Below are 24,635 nucleotides of genomic sequence, written 5' to 3'. Positions count from 1 at the left end.
AGTGATCGGCAATAAGGCATTGGATGGCAATGATTACCTGATATACAACAGCAGCACTGGCGGCTTGTTTTACGATGCCGACGGCAACGGCGCAGGCGCGGCAGTCAGGATTGCCATCATGGGCGTAAACTTGGCATTAACCAACGCCGATTTTGTGGTGATTTAAGTTGATGTACGAAACCGCTTAAGCTTTTCGGTTCTTATACTCCGGCGTTTGCTGCTGTGTTACGCGCCGGAGTTTTGCCGTCAGAGTTGATTAGAAACAGATCAATCGTTTCTTGCTTAGTCTTCAAAGCCATACAGCGGTTCGTGGAGTCCAAAAACATGTTTTTGGACTCATTTTTTTTAAGTAGCTGAATTCAATTAAGATTGTACTCATCGCTTTTAAGTTTTAAATACACCCCCTACAAAACCTCCAAACTGGCAAAAGATAACATCAGCCATTTCATGCCCACGTTTTTAAAATTGATTTGCACGCGTTCTTGGGCGCCGTCGCCTTCCATTTGCAAGATAATGCCTTCGCCGAATTTGGCGTGGTGGACGCGTTGACCGAGTTTGTATCGGCTATTGGAGGCGGCGGCAAAGAGCGGTTCTTTGGGTTTGCTGACGGCTGCCGGACGGCTGACGCTGTTGCGCAAGCGGACTTCTTGGATCAGTTCGGCGGGAATTTCCTTTAAGAAACGCGACGGTTTGGGGTAGCTTTCGCGTCCGTACAAGCGCCGCGATTCGCTGTAGGTGATGTACAGTTGCCGCATGGCGCGGGTGATGCCCACATAACAGAGGCGGCGCTCTTCTTCCAAGCGGGCGATGTCGTCGATGGATTGTTGTGAGGGGAACAGGCCGTCTTCCAGCCCCACCAAAAACACCCGTTTAAATTCCAAGCCTTTGGCGGAGTGCAAGGTCATCAGTTGCACGCAGTCGTCGTCGGCATCGCCTTGCATATCACCGGCTTCGAGGGCGGCGTGGCTTAAGAACAAGTCCAGTTCGCTGAGCTTTTCTTCTTCGTTGTCCGGCAAACTGGCGGCATCGAACAGCCGCGCGGCGTTGACCAATTCTTTTAAGTTTTCAGACTTTTCTTCGCCTTTGTCTTTTTCCTTTTCGTGCCAGCCGAGCAGGCCACTTTTTTCGACCGCCAATTTGACTTGTTCGAACAGTTCTTGTCCGTGGGCTTGTTCAGCCAGTTGGTTGATGAGCGCCAAAAAGCCGGTCAAGGCGTTGCTGGCACGGGCGCTGAGCGATTTTTGGTTAATTAGCACAATCGCCGCGCTCCACAATGACAAGCCGCGTTCGCGGGCGATGCCGCGCAAGTCTTCGAGGGTTTTGTTGCCAATGCCGCGTGTGGGGGTGTTGATGATGCGCTCAAAAGAGGCATCGTCGTGGCGGTTGGACATCAGCCGCAAGTAGGCGAGGGCGTTTTTGATTTCCGCACGTTCAAAAAAGCGCAGGCCGCCGTAGACGCGGTAAGGCGTGCCGGTGGTCATCAGGCGTTCTTCAAATTGCCGTGATTGTGCGTTGGAGCGGTAAAGGATGGCGATTTCGCTGTGTTTGCCACCTTCGTTGATCCAGCTGCGGATGCGTTCGACGACAAAATGGGCTTCGTCTTGTTCGTTAAAGGCGGCGTATAAATTGATGAGTTCACCATCACCGGACTCGGTCCACAAGTTTTTCCCAAGGCGACCGGAATTGACGCTGATAATTTGGTTGGCGGCTTTTAATATGGTGCCGGTCGAGCGGTAGTTTTGTTCCAGTTTGATGATTTGGTGGTTGGGGTAGTGCTTTTGGAAGGCATGGATGTTTTCAATTTTGGCACCGCGCCAACCGTAGATGGATTGGTCGTCGTCGCCGACTAAAAACAGGTTGTCGCGGCCTTCGGTCAGCAGGCGCAGCCAAGCGTATTGGATGGTGTTGGTGTCTTGGAATTCGTCAACGTGGACATGTTGGAAGCGTTGGTGGTAAAACGCCAGCAAGTCGGGATTGTCGCGCAGCAGTTCATGGACGCGCAGCAACAGTTCGCCAAAATCGACCAAGCCGGAGCGTTCACATAGTTCTTCGTAGGCGCGGTAAATGACCAGCAATTGCCGATGGTATGGGTCGCCAAAGTCGTCCATGTGCTTGGCGCGGATGCCTTCGTCTTTTTGGGCGTTGATATACCATTGGGTTTGTTTGGCGGGCCATTTGCCTTCGTCAAGGTTAAGCCCAGCTTGCAGGCGTTTGACGAGGCGTAATTGGTCGGCGGAATCCATCACTTGAAAGGTTTCCGGCAATTTGGCTTGCAGCGCGTGGCGGCGCAGCAAACGGTGTGCGATGCCGTGGAAGGTGCCTATCCATAAGGACTGTGCAGAAATTTTCAGCAGTTCTTCAATTCGACCGCGCATTTCCTTGGCGGCTTTGTTGGTGAAGGTAACGGCGAGCAGGCTGTGGGCAGGGAGATTTTCCACCTGTATTTGCCAGGCAAGGCGATGCACCAAAACACGGGTTTTACCGCTGCCAGCCCCCGCCAACACTAGGGTGGCTTTGGATTGGGCGGTAACGGCTTGGCGTTGGGCATCGTTCAAAGATTCGATGATTGCGGTGACATCCATTAGTATTTTATCGCTTGCAGAATTTTGGGAGCTGTGTATATTTGTCGTTCTTTACCCAATGGCCTATTAAGCCATTGCTTTAAAAAAGATAATAACAACAACGAGCTAAGAGAGGACTTTAAGATGAGTTTTGATGTTAAGCGCATGGTCAAATTTGAACACAATATTGGCGATAAAGAAAAAAAGTACCGTCTTTATGCCGGTTCGGCACTGTTGGTGGCCGCTATTTTTATGGGATCTATCCCTTTATTATTGATAGGCTTAATTGCCACCGGTACTGGATTTAGCGGCTGGTGTCCTGCCTATTCCGGTCTGGGCAAAAACACGTGTGAAGCTGCGACTGCAGAAGTAGCTGCTACTGAAGAATAGGCAACCGTCTTGAAGAACTACAGGGACGTAGGTCTTTTCGGTATTTAATCTTCTTTTTTGAATTCACCTTCCAAAACATTTTCTGGTTGGGGCGACGCGCTGTTGCGGAATTGTCCTGCGGACGCCACCAGAAAATTTTCTATCACATACTGGGCGATTTTTCTGCGTAAAGGCGGAACCAGGCAAGCAAAGCCCAGCATGTCTGTAACAAATCCCGGCGTTAACAATAACGCGCCGCCCACCAAAATAATGGGGCCTTCGATCATTTCATAAGCCGGAATTTCACCTTTGTTTAGGCTGGCTTGGAAACGTTGGAAGGTGGCAAAGCCTTGTTGTTTCAGCAACCATGACCCTAAAACAGCTGTAAATACCACCAAGATAATGGTCGGTAATGCGCCGATAATGGCCCCTACTTGCAAGAGCAGGTAGATTTCTACGAATGGCACAATCAACACAAGTAGGAACAGCAGTTGGAAAATTTTCATGGCGGTGCTCTTTGCAATAGGGTGATCCCGAACAATATAAAGGCATTCGCCCCGAAATTCTAGGATAATATCCAGTTTTACAGTGAGTAGGTTGAACAATGTCTGTCGATTTCGAAATGGTTTTCTGTACTTGTCCCGATAAGGACTCGGCCAAAAAGCTGGCGCGTCTTCTGGTGGAAAAAAACTTAGCGGCCTGTGTGAACATTTTGCCGGGCATGACCTCTGTGTACGAGTGGGAAGGGAAGATCGAGATGGTGCAGGAGCATCTGTTGCTGATTAAGTCCAGTAGGGAGAATTACCGGATGATCGAAGCTACTTTGTTTAAGCAGCATCCTTATGAAATCCCTGAAATTATTGCCGTTCCTATCGAACGCGGCTTGCCTGAATATCTGGACTGGATTAACACATGCCTTTCGTCAAACTAATTTTCTTCTGTTGGGTGGCCTATTTTTGCCAACCTGTTTTGGCTTTGGAAAACCCCGACATTTTACCGCCGAAAGAAGCCTTCAAGGTTTCGGCAAAAGCCATCAGCAATAACCAAGTGCAAGTTGAATGGCAGCTTGCCAAAGGTTATTTGGTGTACCGCAACAGTTTGGCGTTTGAATCCCAAACTGAGTACGTCCAAATTGTGGTCGAAAAATTGCCACCCGCCAAAACCAAGCATGATGAGATGCTGGGCAATATTGACCACTATGACGGCAATTTTATAATCGATCTGACCTTGTTGGATGTTGCCGATAACCCATCGGTACAAATGTTGGTTAAGTTTCAAGGGTGTTCCGAAAAAGGTGTTTGCTATCCGCCGCAAAAGGAGCTGTTTGAGGTGGTTTTGCCGCCTAAAGCACAGCCGAAGCCGCAAGCCAAGCCTGAACCGGCTGCCAGCGCCTTTAGCAATTTGGTCAAAAGCATCCCTGGTCTAAAAGCAATTTCCGGTCAGGATGAATTGTTGCAGCCGGAACAAGCTTTTCAGTTTTTGGCCTCGGTAAAAGACGGCAACCATTTGCAGCTCAATTGGCAAATCGCCGAGGGCTATTATCTGTATCGGGAAAAGGTGCAGTTGCAATTGATTGATAGCCAAGGCGTGCAGTTGGGTGCCTACGATATTCCAAGAGGCGAGCCTAAATTTGATGAATCGTTTGGGCAAGTGGAAACTTTCCATAATACCTTGGCCTTTGCTGTACCTTTGCAACGCAGCCAAATGGCAGCACAAACGGTTACCTTAAAAGCGTCTTACCAAGGCTGTGCGGATCGTGGCGTTTGCTATCCGCCGATGAGCAGCGAGGTTAAATTGGATTTGCCAGCGGTCAATGCGCTTGTACCAGCACTGGATGAAAAAGCTAAACCACAATCCGAGCAAGACCGCATTGTTTCTTCGCTGCACAAAGATAGTTTATGGGCAACTTTACTGAGCTTCTTTGGCTTCGGTTTGCTGCTGTCGATGACCCCCTGCATTTTTCCGATGATCCCCATTTTGTCGGGCATTATTGTCGGGCATCACCATCGCCACACGACTGCACGGGCATTTATGCTGTCGTTAAGCTATGTGGTTGCATCGGCAGTGACCTACACGCTATTTGGTGTTTTGGCTGCTTTGTTTGGCAGTAATTTGCAAGCCACTTTTCAACAGCCGTGGATTATTGTGTTGTTCAGTGGTATTTTTATGGCATTATCTTTGTCCATGTTTGGTTTTTATAATTTGGATTTGCCTAATTCCATTAAGACCAAATTACATAACTCCAGTGTCAGGCATCAAGACGGCTCCTTGTGGGGCGCGGCCATCATGGGGGCTTTGTCATCGCTGATTGTTGGCCCTTGCGTTGCCGCGCCTTTGGCGGGCGCACTGATTTATATCGGTCAGACGGGTAATGCCTTATTGGGCGGAAGTGCGCTGTTTGCTATGGGCATGGGCATGGGCTTGCCATTATTGTTGCTGGGTGCATCTGCGGGAAAACTGCTGCCTAAGGCAGGCGATTGGCTAAATTCCACCAAAGCGGTATTCGGCGTTTTAATGCTGGCGGTGGCGGTGTGGATGTTGAGCCGTGTGGTTGCACCAGAAGTGACCATGCTGTTGTACGCCATGTTGCTGATCGTACCGGCGGTTTATTTGAATGCGCTAGAACCATTGCCTCTGCATAGCTCCGGTTGGAAGAAACTGTGGAAAGGCGTGGGCTTGACTATGTTGGCATACGGTTTGCTTTTACTGGTAGGGTTAAGCATGGGCAATAGCAATCCGTTAAAACCTTTGCATGGCGTTGTTGGTGCAACGGCTAAAGTCAAGGAGCAAGGTTTGGTGTTCGAGCGCGTCACCAGTGTTGAAGCATTGGATGCCCGCATTGCCGAAGCGGCGGCGAATGGTCAGTTTGTGATGTTGGATTTTTATGCCGATTGGTGTGTTTCTTGTAAGGAGATGGAAGCATATACCTTCACCGATTCTAAGGTTAAGGATGCGTTGGCTGGTTTTGTGTTGTTGCAGGCCGATGTCACGGAAAATTCGGAAGCCGACCAAGCTTTATTGGCAAAATTTAATTTGGTTGGGCCGCCTGGTGTGCTATTTTTTGGTGCAGACCAGCAAGAAATTACGCATTTGCGTGTGATAGGTTATCAAGACGCCAATACTTTCATTGCAACGCTGCAACAGGTTTTGTCATGAAAAACATGCTGTTAATTGTCATTTTTGGAGTGGTGGCGTTACTTGCCGGCGTGTTTGTCGGTAAAAGCCAGTTTAAACTCAGTGGCGCCAGTGTGGAACAGCAGCCCTTACCGGTATTCAGTTTTCCGGATGTAAGCGGCACACAACGCACCATAACGGAATGGAACGGCAAGGTTTTGGTCATCAATTTTTGGGCGACTTGGTGTCCGCCCTGCCGTAAAGAAATTCCCGAATTTGTTGCCTTACAAAGCCAATATGGCGCGCGTGGCTTACAGTTTGTCGGCATTGCCCTGGATGAGAAAGGGGCCGTTGAGGCTTTTTTACAGGGCAGTAAGGTGAATTATCCGATGCTGTTAGGCGGTAATGAAGCCATTGTACTCGGTGAGCAACTGGGTAATAATGTCCAAGCAGTGCCTTTTACTGTCATTGTTAATGCCAATGGACAGATTGTTTACCGTCAGCGTGGTGCGTTGTCTAAAGAAAAAATTGAAGAAGTCGTTTTGCCTTTAATTTTAAAGTAACGAAGATCATTTAAAATTGAACCAAATTTAATTTAAGTAATACAGTTTCAGTTAAACGACGCGCGTCATCCTCTAAATTTTGTAGTTGGTATTACAATCTAATTTTGTGGATCCGATGTTTTCTTAGATGTTCGGATTCCCCTCAAAGCCCACTTAGAAAGCCTGTCAAAATGAGCCAACCAACCACAAGCCCTGTTCTTTTTGGGCTACTAAAAAGCAACTTCATCTTTGGCGTCGCGGTGTTTGCTTCGCTGCTTGTTGCCACCTATTGGGGCATCATCGCTTCTGATCGGTATGTGTCAGAAGCACATGTCATCATTCAAGACATTGATTCTAATTCAGTTCCTTCCACCGATATTAGTGCGATGCTAAAAGGCGGGCATTCCGGTGGACAAGCTGACCAGTTTTTGCTGAGAGACCATTTGCTGTCCACCGATATGCTGCAAAAACTGGACGATAAACTCAAATTACGAGAGCATTTCAGCGCTAGCAGCCACGACTTCTTGTCTCGTCTGTGGTTAAGGGCGGACACTTTTGAAGGCTTCTACGAATACTACCGCGATCGCGTCACTATTGAGTTTGATGATTATGCGGGGGTTTTGGTAATCCGCGCGCAAGGCTTTGATGCCAAAATGGCTCAGGCAATCGCTTCGATGCTGGTCAGTGAAGGCGAAACCTTTATGAATACGCTTGCCCGTGACCTCGCCCGTGAACAGGTTGATTTTTTGGAAAAAGAAGTCGACCGTATTGGCAAAGAGACATTAGATGCACGCCAAACCGTACTCGACTTCCAGAATAAGCATGAGTTGGTTTCACCCGAAAATGCGACCGAAAACGTTACGTCAATTATCAACCATCTGGAATCCCAGCTTGCCGATTTGCAAACGACCCGTGCCGGTATGCTAGGTTATCTAATGCCCAACAGTGCCAATATCCGTGAGTTGAACCTGCAAATTGACGCCATCGAAAAACAAATGGCACGTGAAAGGTCTAAGTTGACTTCAACCACCAACAAAACCCTCAACCGTACGGTTGAAGAATATCAACGCCTGCAAATGAAGGCTGATTTCGCACAAGAAATTTACAAAACTGCATTGACCGCTCTTGAGCAGGGTCGTTACGAAGCTTCGCGCACACTAAAAAAAATGGCTATCCTGCAAAAACCTACCTTGCCGGAATATCCTGTTGAACCACGCCGCGTCTACAATAGTTTCGTTTTCATTCTGGCTATCCTCATGATAACCGGCATTATGCACCTCGTCGCCGCCATTATTCGCGACCATAAGGATTAACCTCTATGAAACCCATCAACAAACCTTTACTGAAAACTTGTGTTTTGTGTCTAATCACCACCAACGCCTTTGCGGTCACTGACCCGTTTGGCATTAACCAAGCCCTCGGTTTAGACGCGCCTGTTACCACGACGCCAATCGCACCTTCCGCACCGGCTGTTACCGAGCCGACACCACCGGCTATTGTTAACCCCGTTCCTCCTCAGCAATACGATTACAACACCAACCTTAATAGTGATGTTTTTGGCGCTAATTTGTTTACCGGTGCTTTTGCTCGCCCAGGTGCCACCCAATTTAATCCTGACTATGCCATTGCTATCGGCGATCAGATTCAAGTGCGATTCTGGGGGGCTTTCGAATACGATGCACCCATTAATGTTGACCCTAAAGGCAACATCTTTTTGCCGCATGTTGGCCCCGTTTATGTTTTGGGTGCGAGAAACAAAGATTTACAGGTCTTGGTGGAATCGGCAGTGCGTCAAGTATTCCGCGCTAACGTTTATAGCTATGCCAGTCTTGCGGCTGCCCAGCCGGTACGGGTTTTTGTGGGTGGATTTGTCAACCGTCCTGGTTTATATAGCGGCACCAGTATGGACAGTTTGTTGCATTATCTCGATCAAGCCGGTGGCATAGACCTTAATCGCGGTAGCTTCCTGAACGTGCAAGTCAAGCGCGGCAATCAGGTGCGCGCCAGTGCCAACTTATATGATTTTATTTTGCAAGGCCGCATGCCTTTGGTGCAGCTTGCTGATGGCGATGTCATTTTTATCTCACCACGCCAGCATACCGTCAAGGTTTCGGGCTTGGCGGGTAATGCCAACCGCTTTGAGTTTAGCGATAAAGCACGTTCAGTTGCCGATGTCATTAAAGTGGCCAAGCCGTCCGCGCAAGCGACCCATTTTAGGGTTGTCCGCAACACCGGAACGGTAAAAAATACCGAGTACTATCCGTTAAACCAAGCCAGCCAAGTCAATTTGATTAGCGGTGACGAGCTGGAATTTACCGCCGATAAAAAACAAGGCACGATCACCGTCCGCGTTGAAGGCGAACACCTCAGCCCGCAAGAATATGTTTTGCCTTACGGTTCCCGTCTTGGCACACTCATGCAAAAAGTACGTTTTTCTGAACGTGCTGATAAGGCAAGCCTGCAATTGTTCCGGCAGAGCGTCAAAGAACGCCAGATGCTTATGCTGCAAACAGCCTTGCGCAAATTGGAAGCCAGTGTGTTGACAGTACGCTCCGGCACCAGCGAAGAATCACAGCTCAGAAAAGCCGAAGCCGATCTGATGCTGCAATGGGTGGATCGCGCCAAAAAACTGGAGCCATCCGGACAAATTATGCTAAGCCACGCCGACGACTTGCAAGGCTTGTTGTTGGAAAATGGCGACATCGTGCGCATACCGTCAGTCGATAATTTAGTACTGGTCAGTGGCGAGGTGCTGTTCCCTAATACCGTAGCACTTGACAGCAATAAGGATATTGAAGATTACATCCAGGCGGCGGGCGGTTTTTCCCAAAATGCCGACACCTCCCGTATTGTTATCGCCCATCGCGACGGTAGCTTTGAAGACACCGAAGAAAGTTCCGGCTGGTTTAGCAGCACCCACGTGCGTCCTGGCGACGAAATTCTCGTCCTGCCCAAAGTGGACGCCAAATACCGCCAGCTTTTCAAAGAGGTTTCTACTATGATTTACCAAATGGCGCTGGGTGCGAGGATTTTCTTACGCTAATTTCTTAGCCATTACGTTGAAGCTATTTTGCTTTTATCTATCCCAATAAAGGAAAAACTATGCAAGTTATTGAAACAAATTTGCCAGGCGTTGTAATTATTGAACCCAAAGTATTTGGCGATGAACGCGGATATTTTATGGAGACTTGGAATCAGGAGCGTTATGCCGCATCTGTCACCTCCGATAATTTTGTGCAAGATAACGTGTCCTTTTCCAGAAAAGGCGTCTTACGCGGCTTGCATTTCCAAAAAATAAACCCGCAAGGCAAATTGGTATACGTTTTGCAAGGTGAAGTATTTGACGTGGCTTTGGATATTCGTGTCGGTTCACCTACTTTTGGGCAATGGGCCAGTGTGGTTTTGTCATCGGAAAATAAACGCCAATTCTTTATTCCTGCAGGTTTTGCCCATGGTTTTGTCGTCACCTCAGAAACGGCATTGTTCGCCTACAAATGTACTGACAAATACAATCCCCAGTCAGAAGGCAGCGTGTTGTGGAATGACCCCGACCTTAACATCCCTTGGCCTGTCGAAAACCCAGAGCTATCGGCTAAAGACGCAGTAGGCACAAGCTTAGCCAATTTCGCAAAAGAACTTCTTCCAACTTACTGAAAGTGAATATCTACTATGAATAAAGCGATTATCGTAACAGGCGGAGCTGGTTTTATTGGCTCAAATTTTGTTAATGATTGGTTAGCGCAAAGCGATACGACCGTCATCAACTTGGACTGCTTAACCTACGCCGGCAATATGGAAAATTTGGCGGCCCTGGAAGGTGACGGACGCCATGTATTTGTTAAAGGCGGCATCGGCGATTCGGCTCTGGTAAGCGAATTGTTTAGCAAATACCAACCTTATGCCGTGGTTAACTTTGCCGCCGAGTCACATGTTGACCGTTCCATCCATTCGCCTGAAGACTTTATCCAAACCAACATTGTGGGTACTTTCCGTTTATTGGAAGCGGCGCGTACTTACTGGAACGGCTTGCCCGAAAGCGATAAAGGCGATTTCCGCTTTTTGCACGTTTCTACTGACGAAGTGTATGGCTCATTGAAAAAAAATGATCCGCCATTCAGTGAAACCAATCGCTACGAGCCCAACAGCCCCTATTCTGCCAGTAAGGCTGCCAGTGACCATTTGGTTAGGGCTTATCACCACACTTACGGCATGCCGGTTTTAACCACCAATTGTTCAAACAATTATGGTCCATTCCATTTCCCAGAAAAACTCATCCCTTTGCTGATTGCCAATGCATTGGCTGATAAGGTTTTGCCTGTTTACGGTGATGGCCAGCAAATTCGTGATTGGTTGTATGTCAGCGACCATTGTGCCGGTATCCGCCGTGTGCTGGAAGCGGGCAGGGTGGGTGAAACTTATAATATTGGCGGCTGGAACGAAATGGCAAATATTGACATCGTTCATATCGTTTGTGATTTGTTGGATGAATCCCGTCCCCGTGCCGATGGTAAGTCTTACCGTGAACAAATCACTTTTGTCACCGACCGCCCTGGTCACGATCGCCGCTATGCGATTGATGCGACAAAAATTGAGCGGGAATTGGGTTGGAAACCTGCCGAAACGTTCCAAACTGGCATCCGCAAAACAGTGGCTTGGTATTTGGCTAACCCAGAATGGGTCGCCAATGTCCAATCAGGTGCATACCGTGACTGGCTAGAGAAAAATTACTCGGAGCGCAGCTAATGAAAATCTTGCTGCTCGGTAAAAATGGTCAAGTGGGTTGGGAGCTGCAACGCGCCCTAGCCCCACTGGGTGAATTGATTGCATTGGACAGAAATGCTGCTGATGGCCTGTGTGGTGATTTAACCAACTTGGCGGGCTTGGCAGCAACAATCCAACAGCTTAAACCCGATGTTATCGTCAACGCTGCTGCCCATACGGCGGTAGACAAGGCGGAAAGTGAACTGGGCTTGGCAAATACTATCAACGCTTTGGCACCTGAAGTCTTGGCGAAAGAAGCCAAAGCTTGTGGCGCTTGGTTGGTGCATTACTCAACCGATTATGTGTTTGACGGCAGCGGCGAGCAGCCTTGGCAAGAAACCGATGCCACTGGGCCGTTAGGTGTCTACGGGGCAAGCAAATTGCGGGGCGAACAGCTGATCGCCCAATCCGGTTGCCAACACATGATCTTTAGGACCAGCTGGGTTTATGGCGCAAAAGGCAATAATTTTGCCAAAACCATGTTGCGGTTGGCTAAAGAGCGGGATTCGCTGAATGTTATCAATGACCAAATTGGCGCACCAACCGGGGCTGATTTGTTGGCGGATGTCATTGCCCATGCTATCCGTTTTGCCCAGCATAACCCGCAAGTATCTGGCCTCTATCATTTGGCGGCGGCGGGTGAAACTTCTTGGTTTGAATATGCACGGTTTGTTTTGGCGTTTGCAGAACAAGCAGGGGTGGTGCTTAAGGTTTCGCCTGATGCGGTCAACCCCATTCCGACCAGCCAGTTCCCGACACCTGCCAAGCGTCCGCACAACTCCCGTTTGAGCATGGCGAAATTGGAAAACACATTTGGTTTAACTATGCCGCATTGGCAAATGGGTGTGGTCAGAATGTTAAATGAAATAGCCATTTAAGTGACCTTGCCCTTATAGTGGGTCTATTAGTAAAAATTTGTACACTGCTATCATTTTTAAACCCTAAAAAGCACTCGTCTTGCTGTGCTTTTTAGGGCCACAATCGCCAGTAAAGCCCTTTACTTTATTTATTGGTCTTTTTCGAATCGTAAGAACACCGTCTAATTGGGCAATATGCATCGCTTAAATTGGGCCACTACGTCATTTTATAAACTTGTTAAATTTAATACTGGAACGAATATGACCGCCGCTACTATGAACACCGACTCTTCACAGGTTTCTGCATCAACAAACAGAAAAGGTATTATTCTTGCCGGGGGATCAGGTACTCGGCTTTATCCTGTCACCAAAGTTGTTTCCAAACAATTGCTGCCAGTTTATGACAAGCCAATGATTTACTACCCTCTGTCAGCGCTGATGCTGGCGGGCATTAAAGACATTCTTATCATCTCAACCCCTCAAGATACGCCACGCTTTGAACAGCTGTTGGGTGATGGCAGCGAATGGGGCTTAAATTTGCAGTACGCGGTACAGCCTAGTCCGGACGGCCTTGCCCAAGCCTTTATTATCGGTAAGGAATTTATTGGCAAAGACCCTGCGGCTTTGGTTTTGGGTGACAATATCTTCTATGGTCACGACTTACATACCCAGTTGGAACGGGCTATGGCGCGAACAGAAGGTGCTACCGTTTTTGCCTACCATGTTCATGATCCTGAACGTTATGGTGTAGTTGCGTTTGATAAAGAAGGCCGGGCAACATCATTGGAAGAAAAGCCAAAACAGCCTAAATCCAATTATGCCGTCACAGGTTTGTATTTTTATGACAACCAAATTATCGATATTGCCGCTAATTTAGCGCCTTCGCCGCGTGGTGAGTTGGAAATTACCGATGTAAACCGTATCTATTTGGAACGTAACCAATTGTCCGTTGAAATGCTAAGCCGGGGATATGCTTGGCTCGATACGGGTACGCATGAAAGCTTAATGGAAGCCGGTAATTTCATTGCCACTATTGAACACAGACAAGGTTGGAAAATTGCTTGCCCTGAAGAAATTGCTTTTAGAAAGGGTTATATCGATGCTGCACAGCTACAAAAATTAGCTGATTTGTTGTCCAAAAACAGCTATGGTCAGTATTTATATGCCCTGCTTAAAGAAGCTTAAAAATTAATCATTTTTATATAAAAATAAACCTATCTTATTCAGCAAATATTTAATTTTATATTAAATACTTTGATGTTTGTAAGATTTTAAACTGGCTTGTCTTTTTAATAAATAGTATGTTTTCGTTAGATAGCGTCTTAGCTATACTAAATTAATGGGTGGTTGCATGAGTAGTAACGAAATAAATAGTTTTAGCGAAGAAATTATGTCCGATCAACATAGTGAATATGTCAATTTATTGCATAAAGACTTAGCCAGTTTAAACGCATCAGTGTCTGAGTTAAAAGGATCGGCTGAGTTGATGGAATCAGAGATTGCAAGATTAAATGAATGTGTACGCGACAGGGAGGCGCAGATACATTCATTGGTTGATATGGTCAATAATAAGGAGATTGCTTTACAGACATTCAATCGTATAAAACTTCAAGACGACTTTAGATATAAATTAATAAAATCATCTGTTGCTTGGCATTTTTCGAAACCTATCCGATTGTTAACCGACAACTTTAATGGTTTATATGGTGGTGACATCAGTTTGTTACCGCTGCAACAGCTAAGTAAAGAAGGTTCTGAGTGGCAATCCCATGGCGATGATCCACAGTTTTTATTAGTTTTAGATCAGCCTTGGCATAAATATGCAGGTTGGTCTGAAATTGAGTTAAAAATAACCATAAACCAGCCTCTAAATATCCAAATTTATTTTGACATTGGTCATGGCTTTACGCCATCGCTGGTAATCAATTTTACAATTGAGCAGAGCGGTATCCACCGTATTGCTGTTTTTATTCCGCACCGTTGCAAAGCTATTAGATTTGATCCTTGTGATTTACTAACATCCTTTAAGCTTTCTTCAATTGTACTGAAGAAATTGGCTGCCGCCCCCGTGTTAAGCGGCGTCTTGCTTTTGCAATCGAGGACTTATGAAGCATTAGGGGCTGTGCAGCAAGGCAATATGTCCATTATTGATACAGCAGGTTGCTTGTCTTTCGATGCAGAGGGTGAACACAGCTGGGTTTCCGATGATATAGACCCTTGGTTTTTAATTGCCAACAACGATCAAGTAATGGGCCCGGGTTGGTATATGATTGAAGTCTGCATAGAAGCGGACATCAGCCAAGGCAAGGCAAAGTTCTATTTTGATTATTCGGGCGGTTTCAGCGAATCTTACTCAACGGAATTTACCTTTGTCTCTGGTAAGGAATGCAAACGCATCTTTGAATTTACCGATGTACCACGCCAAATTCGATTTGATCCACTTGAGTGTGCGGCAAAATTCTCAGTTAAACATCTTAATTTTGTCAGACTAAACAGTCTATTTGCCTATCATAGGATGCTTCTGAGGCTTAAGGCACAAAGTTTGGCTTATGAAGGCAAACCACTGATGACCATCATCCAGCAATTGGGTGCTGAGGCTAAAAAGGAACAGTTCACCCGTTTAGAAATGCTGAAAAAAGCCTATAGCAGGACTTTTATTGGTAGTGCCCAAAATAACGGATTAGCGTATTCCGAATGGATCCGGCGCATAGAAAAACCGGAATTTGATAACCTGGACAAAATCCGTAAAACACAGGAAAAATTTACCTATAAGCCTTTAGTTTCTGTGATTGTTCCGGTTTACAACACACCTGAAGAATTTTTACGCAAAACAATTGATTCGGTGATAAACCAAAGTTATCCGAATTGGGAATTGTGTATCGCTGACGATAAATCTCCTAAACCTCATGTGCGTCAAGTGCTTGAAGAATATATTCAGCAAGATGCCAGAATTAAAGTGGAATTCCGTCAACAAAACGGTCACATCTCGGCTGCAAGCAACAGCGCGCTGACCTTGGCGACAGGCGATTTTATTGCGTTGTTGGATCATGATGACGAGTTATCCCCGCATGCTTTGCATTACATGGTTGAAGCCATTAATGAAAATCCATCGGCAATGGTCATCTACAGCGATGAAGATAAAATTGACGAGCAAGGCAAACGTGCCGAACCGCATTTTAAATCCGATTGGAATCCTGACATGTTCTTTTCAACTAACTACGTTTCGCATTTGGGCGTTTATCGTAGGGATTTGATAACACAGATAGGTGGGTTTAGGATTGGCGTGGAAGGCAGCCAGGATCAAGACCTGTTGCTACGTTGCTTGCCGCACATCAAGGGCAATGAAATTGTCCATGTGCCAAGAGTACTTTATCATTGGCGGATCATGGAGGGTTCAACCGCACTTGATTCAGGCGAAAAAAGTTATACAACCGATGCAGGCATCAAATCCTTGCAGGATTACTTTAAGTCTATCGGTAAAGATGATATTACTGTCACGATGGGGCCAGCTGCCAACACCTATCGGGTCATTTACGGCATTCCAAAACCCGATCCCTTGGTGAGCATGATTATCCCAACACGTGATATGTTGTCAGTGCTTGAACCTTGCATCCGCAGCATTTTAGATAAAACCTCTTATCAAAATTATGAAATAATTATCCTTGATAACGGCAGTGTTGAACCCGAAACAATTGAATATTTCCAGACAATACAAGAAGAAGACAAAAGAATCAGGGTTATCCCTTATGACTTCCCCTTCAATTACTCTTCTATTAACAATTACGGCGTACAGTTTGCTAATGGTGAAGTGATTGGCTTAGTGAACAACGACGTGGAAATTATTAACCATGATTGGCTAACTGAAATGGTTAGCCATGCCATGAGGCCAGAAATTGGTTGTGTGGGAGCAAAACTCTATTATGATGATGACACTGTTCAGCATGGCGGTGTTATTCTTGGATTGGGTGGGGTTGCTTCACATTCACATAAGAACTTTCAACGCGACGCGCCCGGTTACTTCTATCGGTTGAAATTGATACAAAACTTATCCGCAGTAACAGCAGCGTGCTTGCTGATCCGTAAAAGTGTCTACAACGAAGTGGGCGGCTTGGAGGAAGATCTGAAAGTAGCATTCAACGATGTCGATTTTTGTATAAAAGTACGGGAAGCAGGTTACAGAAACTTATGGACTCCCTATGCTGAACTCTACCATTACGAATCCAAATCACGTGGTTTGGAAGACACACCAGAAAAAATACAACGGTTCGTAAAAGAAATTGAATATGTAAGAAATAAATGGGGAGTGAAATTACAAAAAGACCCTTACTATAATAAAAATTTGACGCTTAATGCGGAAGATTTTTCATTATGAAAATTAAAGGGTTGGCTTTTATATTGGTAATATTGCTGGGGTATTGCAATGCCGCATTATCATTCAATATATGGTATGAGGATAACAATTTAGGCAAACCTGACGGAACACCTGTTGATTTTAAAGAAAAATTTATACATCCAGAGAGTTTTTTATCAGCAACAAAATATATAAATGTGTATATGATGCATGCTGAAGCATTAAATAATATAGATGATAAGTTTCTGTTAGCTTATATAGTACCTTTTCTTACAAAAAATGATATAAAACTGGCAGTTGATGTGGGAGGTGCAACATTCACCCAGTTAAATAATAGGGATAAGCTATTTAACAGAGAGATAAATCTTTTTATAAAGTTAAAAAAACTAGGTGTAAAAGTAGATTATATAAGTATGCAAAGCATACTTTCAAAAACGCCAAAAGGTAAAGTTGACTATCCGTTGAGTATGCGGATTGAAGATGCTGTATCTTACTCTAATGCTGTCATTAAAGAATACCCTCAAGTAAAGATTGGAATAATTGATGCTTTGCCTTCACATGGTCAAGATTATAAAAAGCCATATCTACAACTGAAAGAAGCATTATCCAATGTAGGTGTTAGTTTGTCCTTTATACACTTAGATATGCCGTATGAAATACCACGAGAAAAGGTTAAAAATATTACATGGCAAACTATAAAAGAAGTGGAAAATTATGTTAAAAATGATTTGGGTATTAGCTTTGGACTCATCACTACCTCAATAAAAGCCGGCAAGCTATCAGATCAATTGTTCCATTATAGTGTGCTGTCTTCACTAAAGTGTTATTCGGCAGTTGGTGGAAACCCTAATGATTGGGTAATAACAAGTTGGTTTAAAAATCCCAAAAGAACAATACCTGATAACCAGATAGGAAATGTTTTTCCAGCAATGAAAACAGTTAAAGAATTTGGTGAAACATTAGATAATTTGATAAGTCAGAATAAACTGAAAAATGAAAGTCAGTCTCTTCATGGTATTTTAACAACAAATGAATGCGCGTTAAAAAACTAATGATAAGTTATTCTATATAAAGGGGGGGGTATGGCAAACTGTATTGTCCATATAGGAATGCATAAGAGCGGATCTACATCCATACAGAATAGCTTAGATGGTTTTGTAAGTGATAAACATCTTTACGCAAAAATTGGTATAACTCCAAACCACAGTTTGCCTATATATACTTTATTTGCAAAAAATCCAGAAAAACACTATCTACATAGAAGCCATTCAAGAACTCCAGAAATTATAAAAAAGTACAAAAACGAATGCATTAATGATATAGAAAATGCCATTTACTTGGCTGAAAAAAGAACAGTAATAATTTCAGGTGAAGAGATTAATGTGCTTTGCGAAGAAGAAATTATTTTGATGCGTGGTTTTCTATATAAATATTTTGACAAAGTAACTGTTGTTGCATATGTGAGGCCGCCAAGTCAATATATTTCTAGTGCCTTTCAGCAGGGAGTAAAGGATGGATCTATAAAGGTATTTAATATTGATAAATATTATCGTAGCTATCGACAATTATTTGAAAAATTTGATAAAGTCTTTGGCAAAGAAAATGTAGTTCTTTGGGAATATAATAGCAAAAACTTTAAAAATGGCTGCGTTGTACAAGATTTTTGCAATAAGCTTGAAATTATATTGAAGTCAGAAAGTATTGTTAGGTCGAATGATTCTTTATCGAAAGATGCTGTTTCATTGTTTTATATATATAATAAATTTTGTGGTAAAGCGTCTTTTCAAGAAAGATTAAAGTTACGAGGTATATTATCAAGTATATCGAATCAAAAGTTTATTTTTTCAAATGCTCTAATATCAAGTGTTCTTTTAAAGAATAGTCAGGATATAGGTTGGATTGAGGATAGAACTGGTATTTCTTTAAGTTATGAGAACATAGACTGTAAAGACATTGGAGTTAGTTCAGAACAAGATTTATTGTCAGTAAGTCGAAGTGCTTTAAATGAACTTTCATTTTTGTTAAATAAAGATGAATGTGAAGATATTTATTATAAAACACCGCAACAGCTTGCGAATTTATTAGATTCTTTATGTTGCATGGTTAGCGGCCGCAACGGGAAAAATTTGGATTCGGAAATTAACTTTCCTGAAATTTCTTCTTTGCCCAGTATTAATTACAGTGATAAAAAAATGAAAGAAATAGAGATACTTGAAAAAATAAATGATAGAAAACCAAATCTATTAGAGGGGCTGCCTAAAAATAAGGTATCTGAATTAATTGATTTTTTTTTAAAGGAATTAGCAACTGAAAAGACGGAATCAATTTCAAATGGTGTTTTTTCAGAGATAAAAGATTCTGCTAATTTTGATAGGGATGCGACTAAGGTTTTAGAGAACAAAGGTGTTTTGGTCATTAATCCATTTGAAAGCTTACCTTCAGAAAGAACAGTTATTGTTTTGGGCGCTGCTCGCGGCGGAACTTCAATGGTTGCAGGTGTTTTGCATCAGCTAGGGGTTTCAATGGGGGATAAACTTTCTTCTGTTTATGAAGATTTGGAACTCAGTGAAGCTATTGAAGCTAATAATCAGGGAAGAATTGCTGCTGTAATAAAAAAACGGGATGATGTCCAAAAAATTTGGGGATGGAAAAGACCCACTTCAGCTAAATATATCGATAATTGGCGAGGTAAGTTTAGAAATCCTATGTTTGTTGTTGTCTTCAGGGATATATTTGCAATCGCCAATAGAAATCGGATTTCTGTACTGGGAGAAGTGCTTTCAGATATGCGTAATATACTGAAACATTTTGGGTTTATTTTAGATTTTCTAGAAAGTGATAACTCGCCAACTTTATTTGTTTCTTATGAAAAGGCGATGGATGACCCCGCCTATTTTGTTAATAAAATAAGCAATTTTGTAGGGTTAGGCGATGAAGAATCTATTAGGAAAGCTATCGATTTTGTCGAGCCAAATCCAATTACTTATCTTAAATCATCAAGAATTACTGAAACAAATGGCATTGTCGATAAGATAACTGTTGATCGCATATATGGATGGGCAATCTATAAAAAAAGACCTAATAAACCTGTTAAGTTAATAATAACCATTAATAATAATAGGGTATATGAAGTAATTGCTGATCAATTAAGGATAGGGTTAAAAAACAAAGGAATTCATTCAACAGGTCGTTGTGGTTTTGATTTAAAATTGATCGGAAATCAAGTCTTGAAACCAGGAGATTTGGTATCCGTTCGCGCGGATGGTGATATTTCTGATATTAGAAACAGTCCTTCTATTGTTCAATAATATAAAGGATTTAGTTATTTTGTGTTTTAGGGGATTTAATTAGTTTTTAATCATGCAAAAAAAAATATTCTATCTGCATGTAGCCAAGACGGCAGGCACTTCTATTAACCGATACATTTCTTCCCATTATTTGATGGAAGATTGTGTTACTCATGTAGAAAATGATCCTTTATGGTCTACACAAAATAAACATAAATACGAAAACAAATCTTTTATATCAGGACATGTTTCGTTTGTACGTTTTCTTCAGGTTTTTAATAGAAGCGATTACTACACATTTGCAACTTTTAGAAATCCTATTGACCACGTTATATCTCATCTGGCTTGGGTAAGGCATTTGTGTGACCCTGGTAAAGAAAGTTTTCTTGCAGGACACCCGGAATGGGTTCAAGATGTTTCTCGAAAACTAACTACTGTTGATTTTTCCAATCCTGATCAGTTGCATGATTTTGCATCTAATTTAAGCCCCATGGAGTCAGCGATATTTGATAACTCGCAAACACGCTATTTGCTTGCTATTCCTGGCCATCAATTAGTGACAAGGCCTAAATTGGCAGAGGCTTTACAAAACTTAGATTCATTAAGTTTGATTGGACTTACTGAGTTTTATAGTGAGTCCATGGCTTTGTTATCTAAAGATATGGGCTGGGAATTACCGCTACACGGTGAACGCTTGAATGAAGGTGCTACTAAATATAATCTTGATGGATCTAGACTTGAAATAAGGCAGGCTTTGAAACCTCTCATTTGGGCGGATAACCATATTTACGCTCAAGCTAAACACCGATTTTTCAATAGAATTGAAGCGTTGCTTAGGCCTGATAAAGAGGTTGATATATCTAATAATCCTAATGGGTATTCAATACCAAAGTCCAGAGGCGTTTTTGATGTTTGCACTACACATCTATTAGCAGGCTGGATCATTATTGAAAATAATCCTTTAGCATCTGTCTATTTGAGAATTTCAGTTAATGATGGGGCATGTATTTATTTTATTAAGGCAGATAAATATAGAAAAGATATTAAAGATAAAGCCATTCACCCTACAGGATTTTGTGGATTTTCATTAAAATTTTCTAATGATGCCGCTCTAAAAAAGGGTGATATGATCACTGTAACTTTCATGGGAAATAATCAGAGTTTATTTGGACAGCCAAAAGTAGTTGTCTGATACTTTATTTTTTTGCATTAGTTTATGTTTAGGATTTTATTTGTATCAATCAATTGACCATTTTTCGAATAAGCTTATATCGAGTTCTCTGGGGTTAGTAAGAACCAAATCACTTAATTATTTATTGGGTAGCAAAGTTCATTATGAAGTTGGTTTTCTATCTAATATGAGAAAATCAACGATTGTTTGTTGGGGATTAAAGCCTAGCTCTATTCGAGCAGAAGCTTGGTCATTAAAATACGGGCTTCCATTATTACGCATAGAAGATGGTTTCTTACGTTCTGTAAATGCGGGTAGTGATGAGCCACCCTTATCAATTGTGCTTGATGATTTAGGAATTTACTATGATTGCTCAAAGCCTTCAAGATTAGAAGAATTAATTAAACACCCCTTAACAACCGATCAATCCTTACGATCCAATGCTTTGATTAAGCTTTGGCGTGGCTCAAGAGTTTCAAAATATAACCATTCACCAGACCCATCCTCCCCTACTTATCAAAAGTATGTTTTGGTAGCTGATCAAACGTTTGGCGATTTGTCTATTCGTTATGGTCAGGCTGATACGAATAGCTTTAATAGAATGTTGACTGCCGCTTTACAGGAAAACCCTGATTGCCAGATTTTATTAAAAGTACACCCTGATGTTGTTCTAGGAAAAAAATCAGGTCATTTTGATTTTCAATTTTTAATCAATACCCCCCGCGTCACGGTATTATCTGATGCTATTCATCCTGTCTGTTTAATTGAACATGCCCAAGCCATTTATTGTGTGACTTCTCAATTAGGTTTTGAAGCCTTGTTGTGGGGGAAGCCTGTACGGACATTTGGGATGCCTTTTTATGCCGGTTGGGGACTTACACAAGATGATTTGCCAAGGCCGGAACGGCGCTATACGGTGGCTTTGGAAAATTTGGTTTATGCCGCGTTGATTGCTTATCCACGTTATCTTGATCCCGAAACTTTTAGACGTTGTGAGGTTGAACGCTTGGTTGAGTGGATGGCCTTGCAGCGAAAGATGCGGGGGAGATTTCCTGCAGTACTTGAGGCGAGCGGCTTTTCTTTTTATAAAAAACCTATTGTGCGGCGTTTCTTTCAGGGTAGCCGCGTTTATTTTGACCGTAAATCTAATGAGTGGGCAGAAAATGCCCCGCAAATTTTGTGGGGTAAAAGGCCTGCAGCCATTACATCTTCGGATGACCGTAATGTCATTAGGCTTGAAGATGGATTTATCCGTTCTGTCGGTTTAGGGGCCGACTTAGTGTCTCCGGTTTCTTGGGCAATGGATACGCGTGGCATTTACTACGACGCTTCCCAGCCTTCAGATTTGGAAGTTATTTTACAAGAATCTAACTTTACCGACAGTTTGCTGGCACGTGCCCGACAAATACGCGAACGTTTGGTGTCAGAGAAGGTTAGCAAATATAACGTCGGTTCAGCTGTTTGGCGTCGGACTGACGTCGTCGGCAAGGTGGCTGATGTGTTGATTCTGGTGCCAGGTCAAGTTGAAACAGATGCTTCCATTGCTTATGGTGCGCCTGGCGTTGCCAGCAACATAGTGTTATTGAAAGCGGTAAGATTAGCCAATCCGAATGCTTTTATCATCTATAAGCCGCATCCTGATGTGGTAGCGGGTTTGCGGAAGAAGGGCCAAGATGAGGCCAATGCCGGTGATTTTTGCGATCTTGTTTTGGTCGATTTAGATATGGCATATTTGCTTGACCAAGTGGACGAAGTTCACACCATGACGTCATTGACAGGTTTCGAAGCGTTGTTACGTGGTAAGGTTGTGGTCTGCTATGGCTTGCCTTTTTATGCAGGCTGGGGCTTGACGGAAGACCTGCTGCCTTTACCTAGACGTTCCCGTCAACTGACATTAGATGAGTTAGTGGCTGGCGCCCTTCTAATCTACCCGACTTATATCAGCCGCACTACCGGCAAATTTACAACGCCAGAGCGTGCTTTGGATGAGTTGTTGATGTGGCGGCAAAAGTCGCCAGCCCAGCTGCCTTGGTGGCGTTTGTTGTTGCGTACATATCTACGCTTGGAAGCTTGGGTTGTTGGGTGCTTAAACGGCTCTTTGCGGTAGTTGCATTATTTGTATTGCCAGTTCATCTATATGGCCTGTTTGTGGTGAGCTTGTTTTCCTATCATATTCAGCGGTTCGCCAAATAAAATAATCCGTCAAACCATCGGGTTCGCCTAATTCCTGATAAACCGCTGCCATGATTGGCACATGATCGCCATACCAGCAAAACGTGGCGTTTTTCTTTAAGGTTTCGTACCTTTCCTGTAATTCATCCCTTATTTTTTTTGCCATTTTATCGGCGTTATGCAAATGCCGCAGGTAAACCGTCAAGTCTTGCGCTTTTGTGCTGGGTGCGGTGTGGTAAAACTTTTCAGCATCACCCTTTTCTGGTTTTTCAAGATGTAAGGGGCCGTGGTTTTCCATAGTGATGACAAATATAAACATTGGCTGTGTTGGGTTTGATGCCAACAATTCGCTGATTTTTTCGGCAACCGCTAAATCACTTGTGTATTGCCCGTGTTTTTGTTCTTCCGAGAAGGCTTTGATGTCGATAAACTCATCAAAACCCATGCGCGGGTAAACTTGGTGGCGCTGATAAAAGCTGGCAGGGTAGGGGTGGATGCAGATGGTTTTGTAACCGCTTTTTTTTAGGTAACTGGCGATGTTGGCTACACCTTCTTTTGCCAGATAATGGTAGGGATTAAACTGGTGGATACCCATTTGTGCCGGTTTTAGGCCCGTTAAAAATCCACATTCTGTCCGTACGGTGTTGGCTCCCCAGGCCGGTACATGCAGGCGTCCGTATTGCACGGCTTCTGCTTTTAGCTGGTCAAAATGTTGTAAGACTTCGGTTTTTATGTGCTGATAAAATGGGCGCGGATCAAAAAAGGATTCGCTCTGTACGACAATGACGTCACCCAGCTGCTGATCGGCTGGGTTGGGTAAATCGGCAAAAACGGTTTGTTTTATATCGGTGATATTTTGTTTTTCATCACGCCAATAACGCCAATAAAAGGCGGCTTGCCCCATTTTCATTAAGTCTTGGTTCGGTTTATGGCTGGCTGGCTGGCAAAATTGGTTGCCAATGGCAATCATGCCAAGGCTTGCCAACAGTAATGCTAGCCAATCAGACAAAAAGGTCGTTAGGCTATAGGTGTTTGTTAATGCGGGTTCTAAGCTAAAGCCTAGATAAACCACGGCGATGAATGCGAATAGGGCGGCAAGGGTGCGGGCTACGCCCAAAAAAGGCAAATAGAGCCTAGGGTGTTTGATGGCATCGGTAAAGTATTCAAAATCTTGGCAAATAAAGGCTTCTTTAAGCGTGCTGTATTTGGCGTAGTTGACCATCACCAGCAAAAATTGATAGGCCAAAACAATCATCACCACAAACCAAGGGCGTTGGATGCTTAACAATAAAATCGTGCAGAGCAGTAGCCAAATGCCGATGTGCAGTAGATGGTTGGCAAAGCCGCGCTGCCAAGGAAAGATCGGTTTGGGGGTGAGGGTTTGTTCGAGCAGATAGGAGAGGCCAAGGCCGGAAAGCAGGGGTAGGGCAAGTTGCAAAAGCAGGTTCAT

The 24,635-nt window shown here is 43.7% G+C and carries 18 protein-coding genes; 15 read left to right on the top strand and 3 right to left on the bottom strand.

The annotated features are described in order from the left end of the window. Window positions 1–404: 404 nt before the first annotated feature. Window positions 405–2,582, bottom strand: a complete 2,178-nt coding sequence (uvrD, locus tag ACYQ1O_RS16085; RefSeq protein WP_459993200.1) for a DNA helicase II — start codon at window positions 2,580–2,582, stop codon at window positions 405–407. 123 nt (window positions 2,583–2,705) lie between these two features. Here uvrD and ACYQ1O_RS16080 point away from each other — a divergent pair, with 123 nt between their 5' ends. Continuing rightward, window positions 2,706–2,951 carry a YgaP family membrane protein gene (locus ACYQ1O_RS16080; protein WP_459993199.1) on the top strand — a complete coding sequence of 82 codons (246 nt, stop codon included), beginning with the start codon at window positions 2,706–2,708 and terminating at the stop codon, window positions 2,949–2,951. A 44-nt stretch (window positions 2,952–2,995) separates the two neighbouring features. Here the strand turns inward: ACYQ1O_RS16080 and ACYQ1O_RS16075 are convergent, their stop codons facing one another. Then, complete coding sequence (locus ACYQ1O_RS16075; RefSeq protein WP_459993198.1) at window positions 2,996–3,436, bottom strand: FxsA family protein; 441 nt, start codon at window positions 3,434–3,436, stop codon at window positions 2,996–2,998. 98 nt (window positions 3,437–3,534) lie between these two features. Here ACYQ1O_RS16075 and cutA point away from each other — a divergent pair, with 98 nt between their 5' ends. The 14 genes from cutA to ACYQ1O_RS16005 all read left to right on the top strand — a co-directional run bounded on the left by cutA (window position 3,535) and on the right by ACYQ1O_RS16005 (window position 23,120). Further along, window positions 3,535–3,861 (top strand): divalent-cation tolerance protein CutA, encoded by a 327-nt coding sequence (gene cutA, locus ACYQ1O_RS16070; protein WP_459993196.1) that lies wholly within the window; start codon window positions 3,535–3,537, stop codon window positions 3,859–3,861. Next, complete coding sequence (locus ACYQ1O_RS16065; protein ID WP_459993195.1) at window positions 3,843–6,086, top strand: protein-disulfide reductase DsbD; 2,244 nt, start codon at window positions 3,843–3,845, stop codon at window positions 6,084–6,086. Before cutA ends, ACYQ1O_RS16065 begins: the two co-directional genes overlap by 19 nt. After that, on the top strand, window positions 6,083–6,607 hold the full coding sequence (locus tag ACYQ1O_RS16060) for a TlpA family protein disulfide reductase (protein ID WP_459993194.1): 525 nt from the start codon (window positions 6,083–6,085) through the stop codon (window positions 6,605–6,607). The genes ACYQ1O_RS16065 and ACYQ1O_RS16060 overlap by 4 nt, the downstream gene beginning before the upstream one ends. Window positions 6,608–6,777: 170 nt before the next feature. Then, window positions 6,778–7,899 (top strand): KpsE/RkpR family capsule polysaccharide export protein, encoded by a 1,122-nt coding sequence (locus tag ACYQ1O_RS16055; RefSeq protein WP_459993193.1) that lies wholly within the window; start codon window positions 6,778–6,780, stop codon window positions 7,897–7,899. Window positions 7,900–7,904: 5 nt separating this feature from the next. After that, entirely contained in the window at window positions 7,905–9,629 is a 1,725-nt protein-coding gene (locus tag ACYQ1O_RS16050) for a polysaccharide biosynthesis/export family protein (RefSeq protein ID WP_459993192.1), read from the top strand. Between the two features lie 59 nt (window positions 9,630–9,688). Continuing rightward, window positions 9,689–10,240, top strand: coding sequence for a dTDP-4-dehydrorhamnose 3,5-epimerase (gene rfbC, locus ACYQ1O_RS16045; protein WP_459993191.1), 552 nt, complete (start codon window positions 9,689–9,691; stop codon window positions 10,238–10,240). Between the two features lie 15 nt (window positions 10,241–10,255). After that, window positions 10,256–11,329 carry a dTDP-glucose 4,6-dehydratase gene (gene rfbB / locus ACYQ1O_RS16040; protein WP_459993190.1) on the top strand — a complete coding sequence of 358 codons (1,074 nt, stop codon included), beginning with the start codon at window positions 10,256–10,258 and terminating at the stop codon, window positions 11,327–11,329. Continuing rightward, window positions 11,329–12,225 (top strand): dTDP-4-dehydrorhamnose reductase, encoded by an 897-nt coding sequence (gene rfbD / locus ACYQ1O_RS16035; protein WP_459993189.1) that lies wholly within the window; start codon window positions 11,329–11,331, stop codon window positions 12,223–12,225. The genes rfbB and rfbD overlap by 1 nt, the downstream gene beginning before the upstream one ends. Window positions 12,226–12,465: 240 nt before the next feature. Next, window positions 12,466–13,389: a glucose-1-phosphate thymidylyltransferase RfbA gene (gene rfbA, locus ACYQ1O_RS16030; RefSeq protein WP_459993187.1), complete on the top strand. Its 924-nt coding sequence runs from the start codon at window positions 12,466–12,468 to the stop codon at window positions 13,387–13,389. 166 nt (window positions 13,390–13,555) lie between these two features. After that, window positions 13,556–16,576, top strand: coding sequence for a glycosyltransferase family 2 protein (locus ACYQ1O_RS16025; RefSeq protein ID WP_459993186.1), 3,021 nt, complete (start codon window positions 13,556–13,558; stop codon window positions 16,574–16,576). Next, window positions 16,573–17,607 (top strand): hypothetical protein, encoded by a 1,035-nt coding sequence (locus ACYQ1O_RS16020; RefSeq protein WP_459993185.1) that lies wholly within the window; start codon window positions 16,573–16,575, stop codon window positions 17,605–17,607. Before ACYQ1O_RS16025 ends, ACYQ1O_RS16020 begins: the two co-directional genes overlap by 4 nt. Window positions 17,608–17,637: 30 nt before the next feature. Beyond that, a complete protein-coding gene (locus tag ACYQ1O_RS16015; protein ID WP_459993183.1) occupies window positions 17,638–19,863 on the top strand; it encodes a hypothetical protein in 2,226 nt (741 codons plus the stop codon). Between the two features lie 52 nt (window positions 19,864–19,915). Then, window positions 19,916–21,034, top strand: coding sequence for a sulfotransferase family protein (locus ACYQ1O_RS16010; protein ID WP_459993181.1), 1,119 nt, complete (start codon window positions 19,916–19,918; stop codon window positions 21,032–21,034). After that, window positions 21,027–23,120 carry a capsule polysaccharide biogenesis protein gene (locus ACYQ1O_RS16005; protein WP_459993179.1) on the top strand — a complete coding sequence of 698 codons (2,094 nt, stop codon included), beginning with the start codon at window positions 21,027–21,029 and terminating at the stop codon, window positions 23,118–23,120. Before ACYQ1O_RS16010 ends, ACYQ1O_RS16005 begins: the two co-directional genes overlap by 8 nt. Here the strand turns inward: ACYQ1O_RS16005 and ACYQ1O_RS16000 are convergent. Next, the gene (locus ACYQ1O_RS16000) at window positions 23,100–24,635 is read right to left on the bottom strand and encodes an LTA synthase family protein (protein ID WP_459993178.1); all 1,536 of its coding nucleotides are present in this window, start codon (window positions 24,633–24,635) and stop codon (window positions 23,100–23,102) included. The two genes, ACYQ1O_RS16005 and ACYQ1O_RS16000, sit on opposite strands and share 21 nt — an antisense overlap.

It is taken from the genome of Methylosoma difficile (assembly GCF_054657615.1).
Note: the sequence above shows the minus strand (reverse complement) of the source record. Positions and strands in the feature narration are given on the sequence as shown.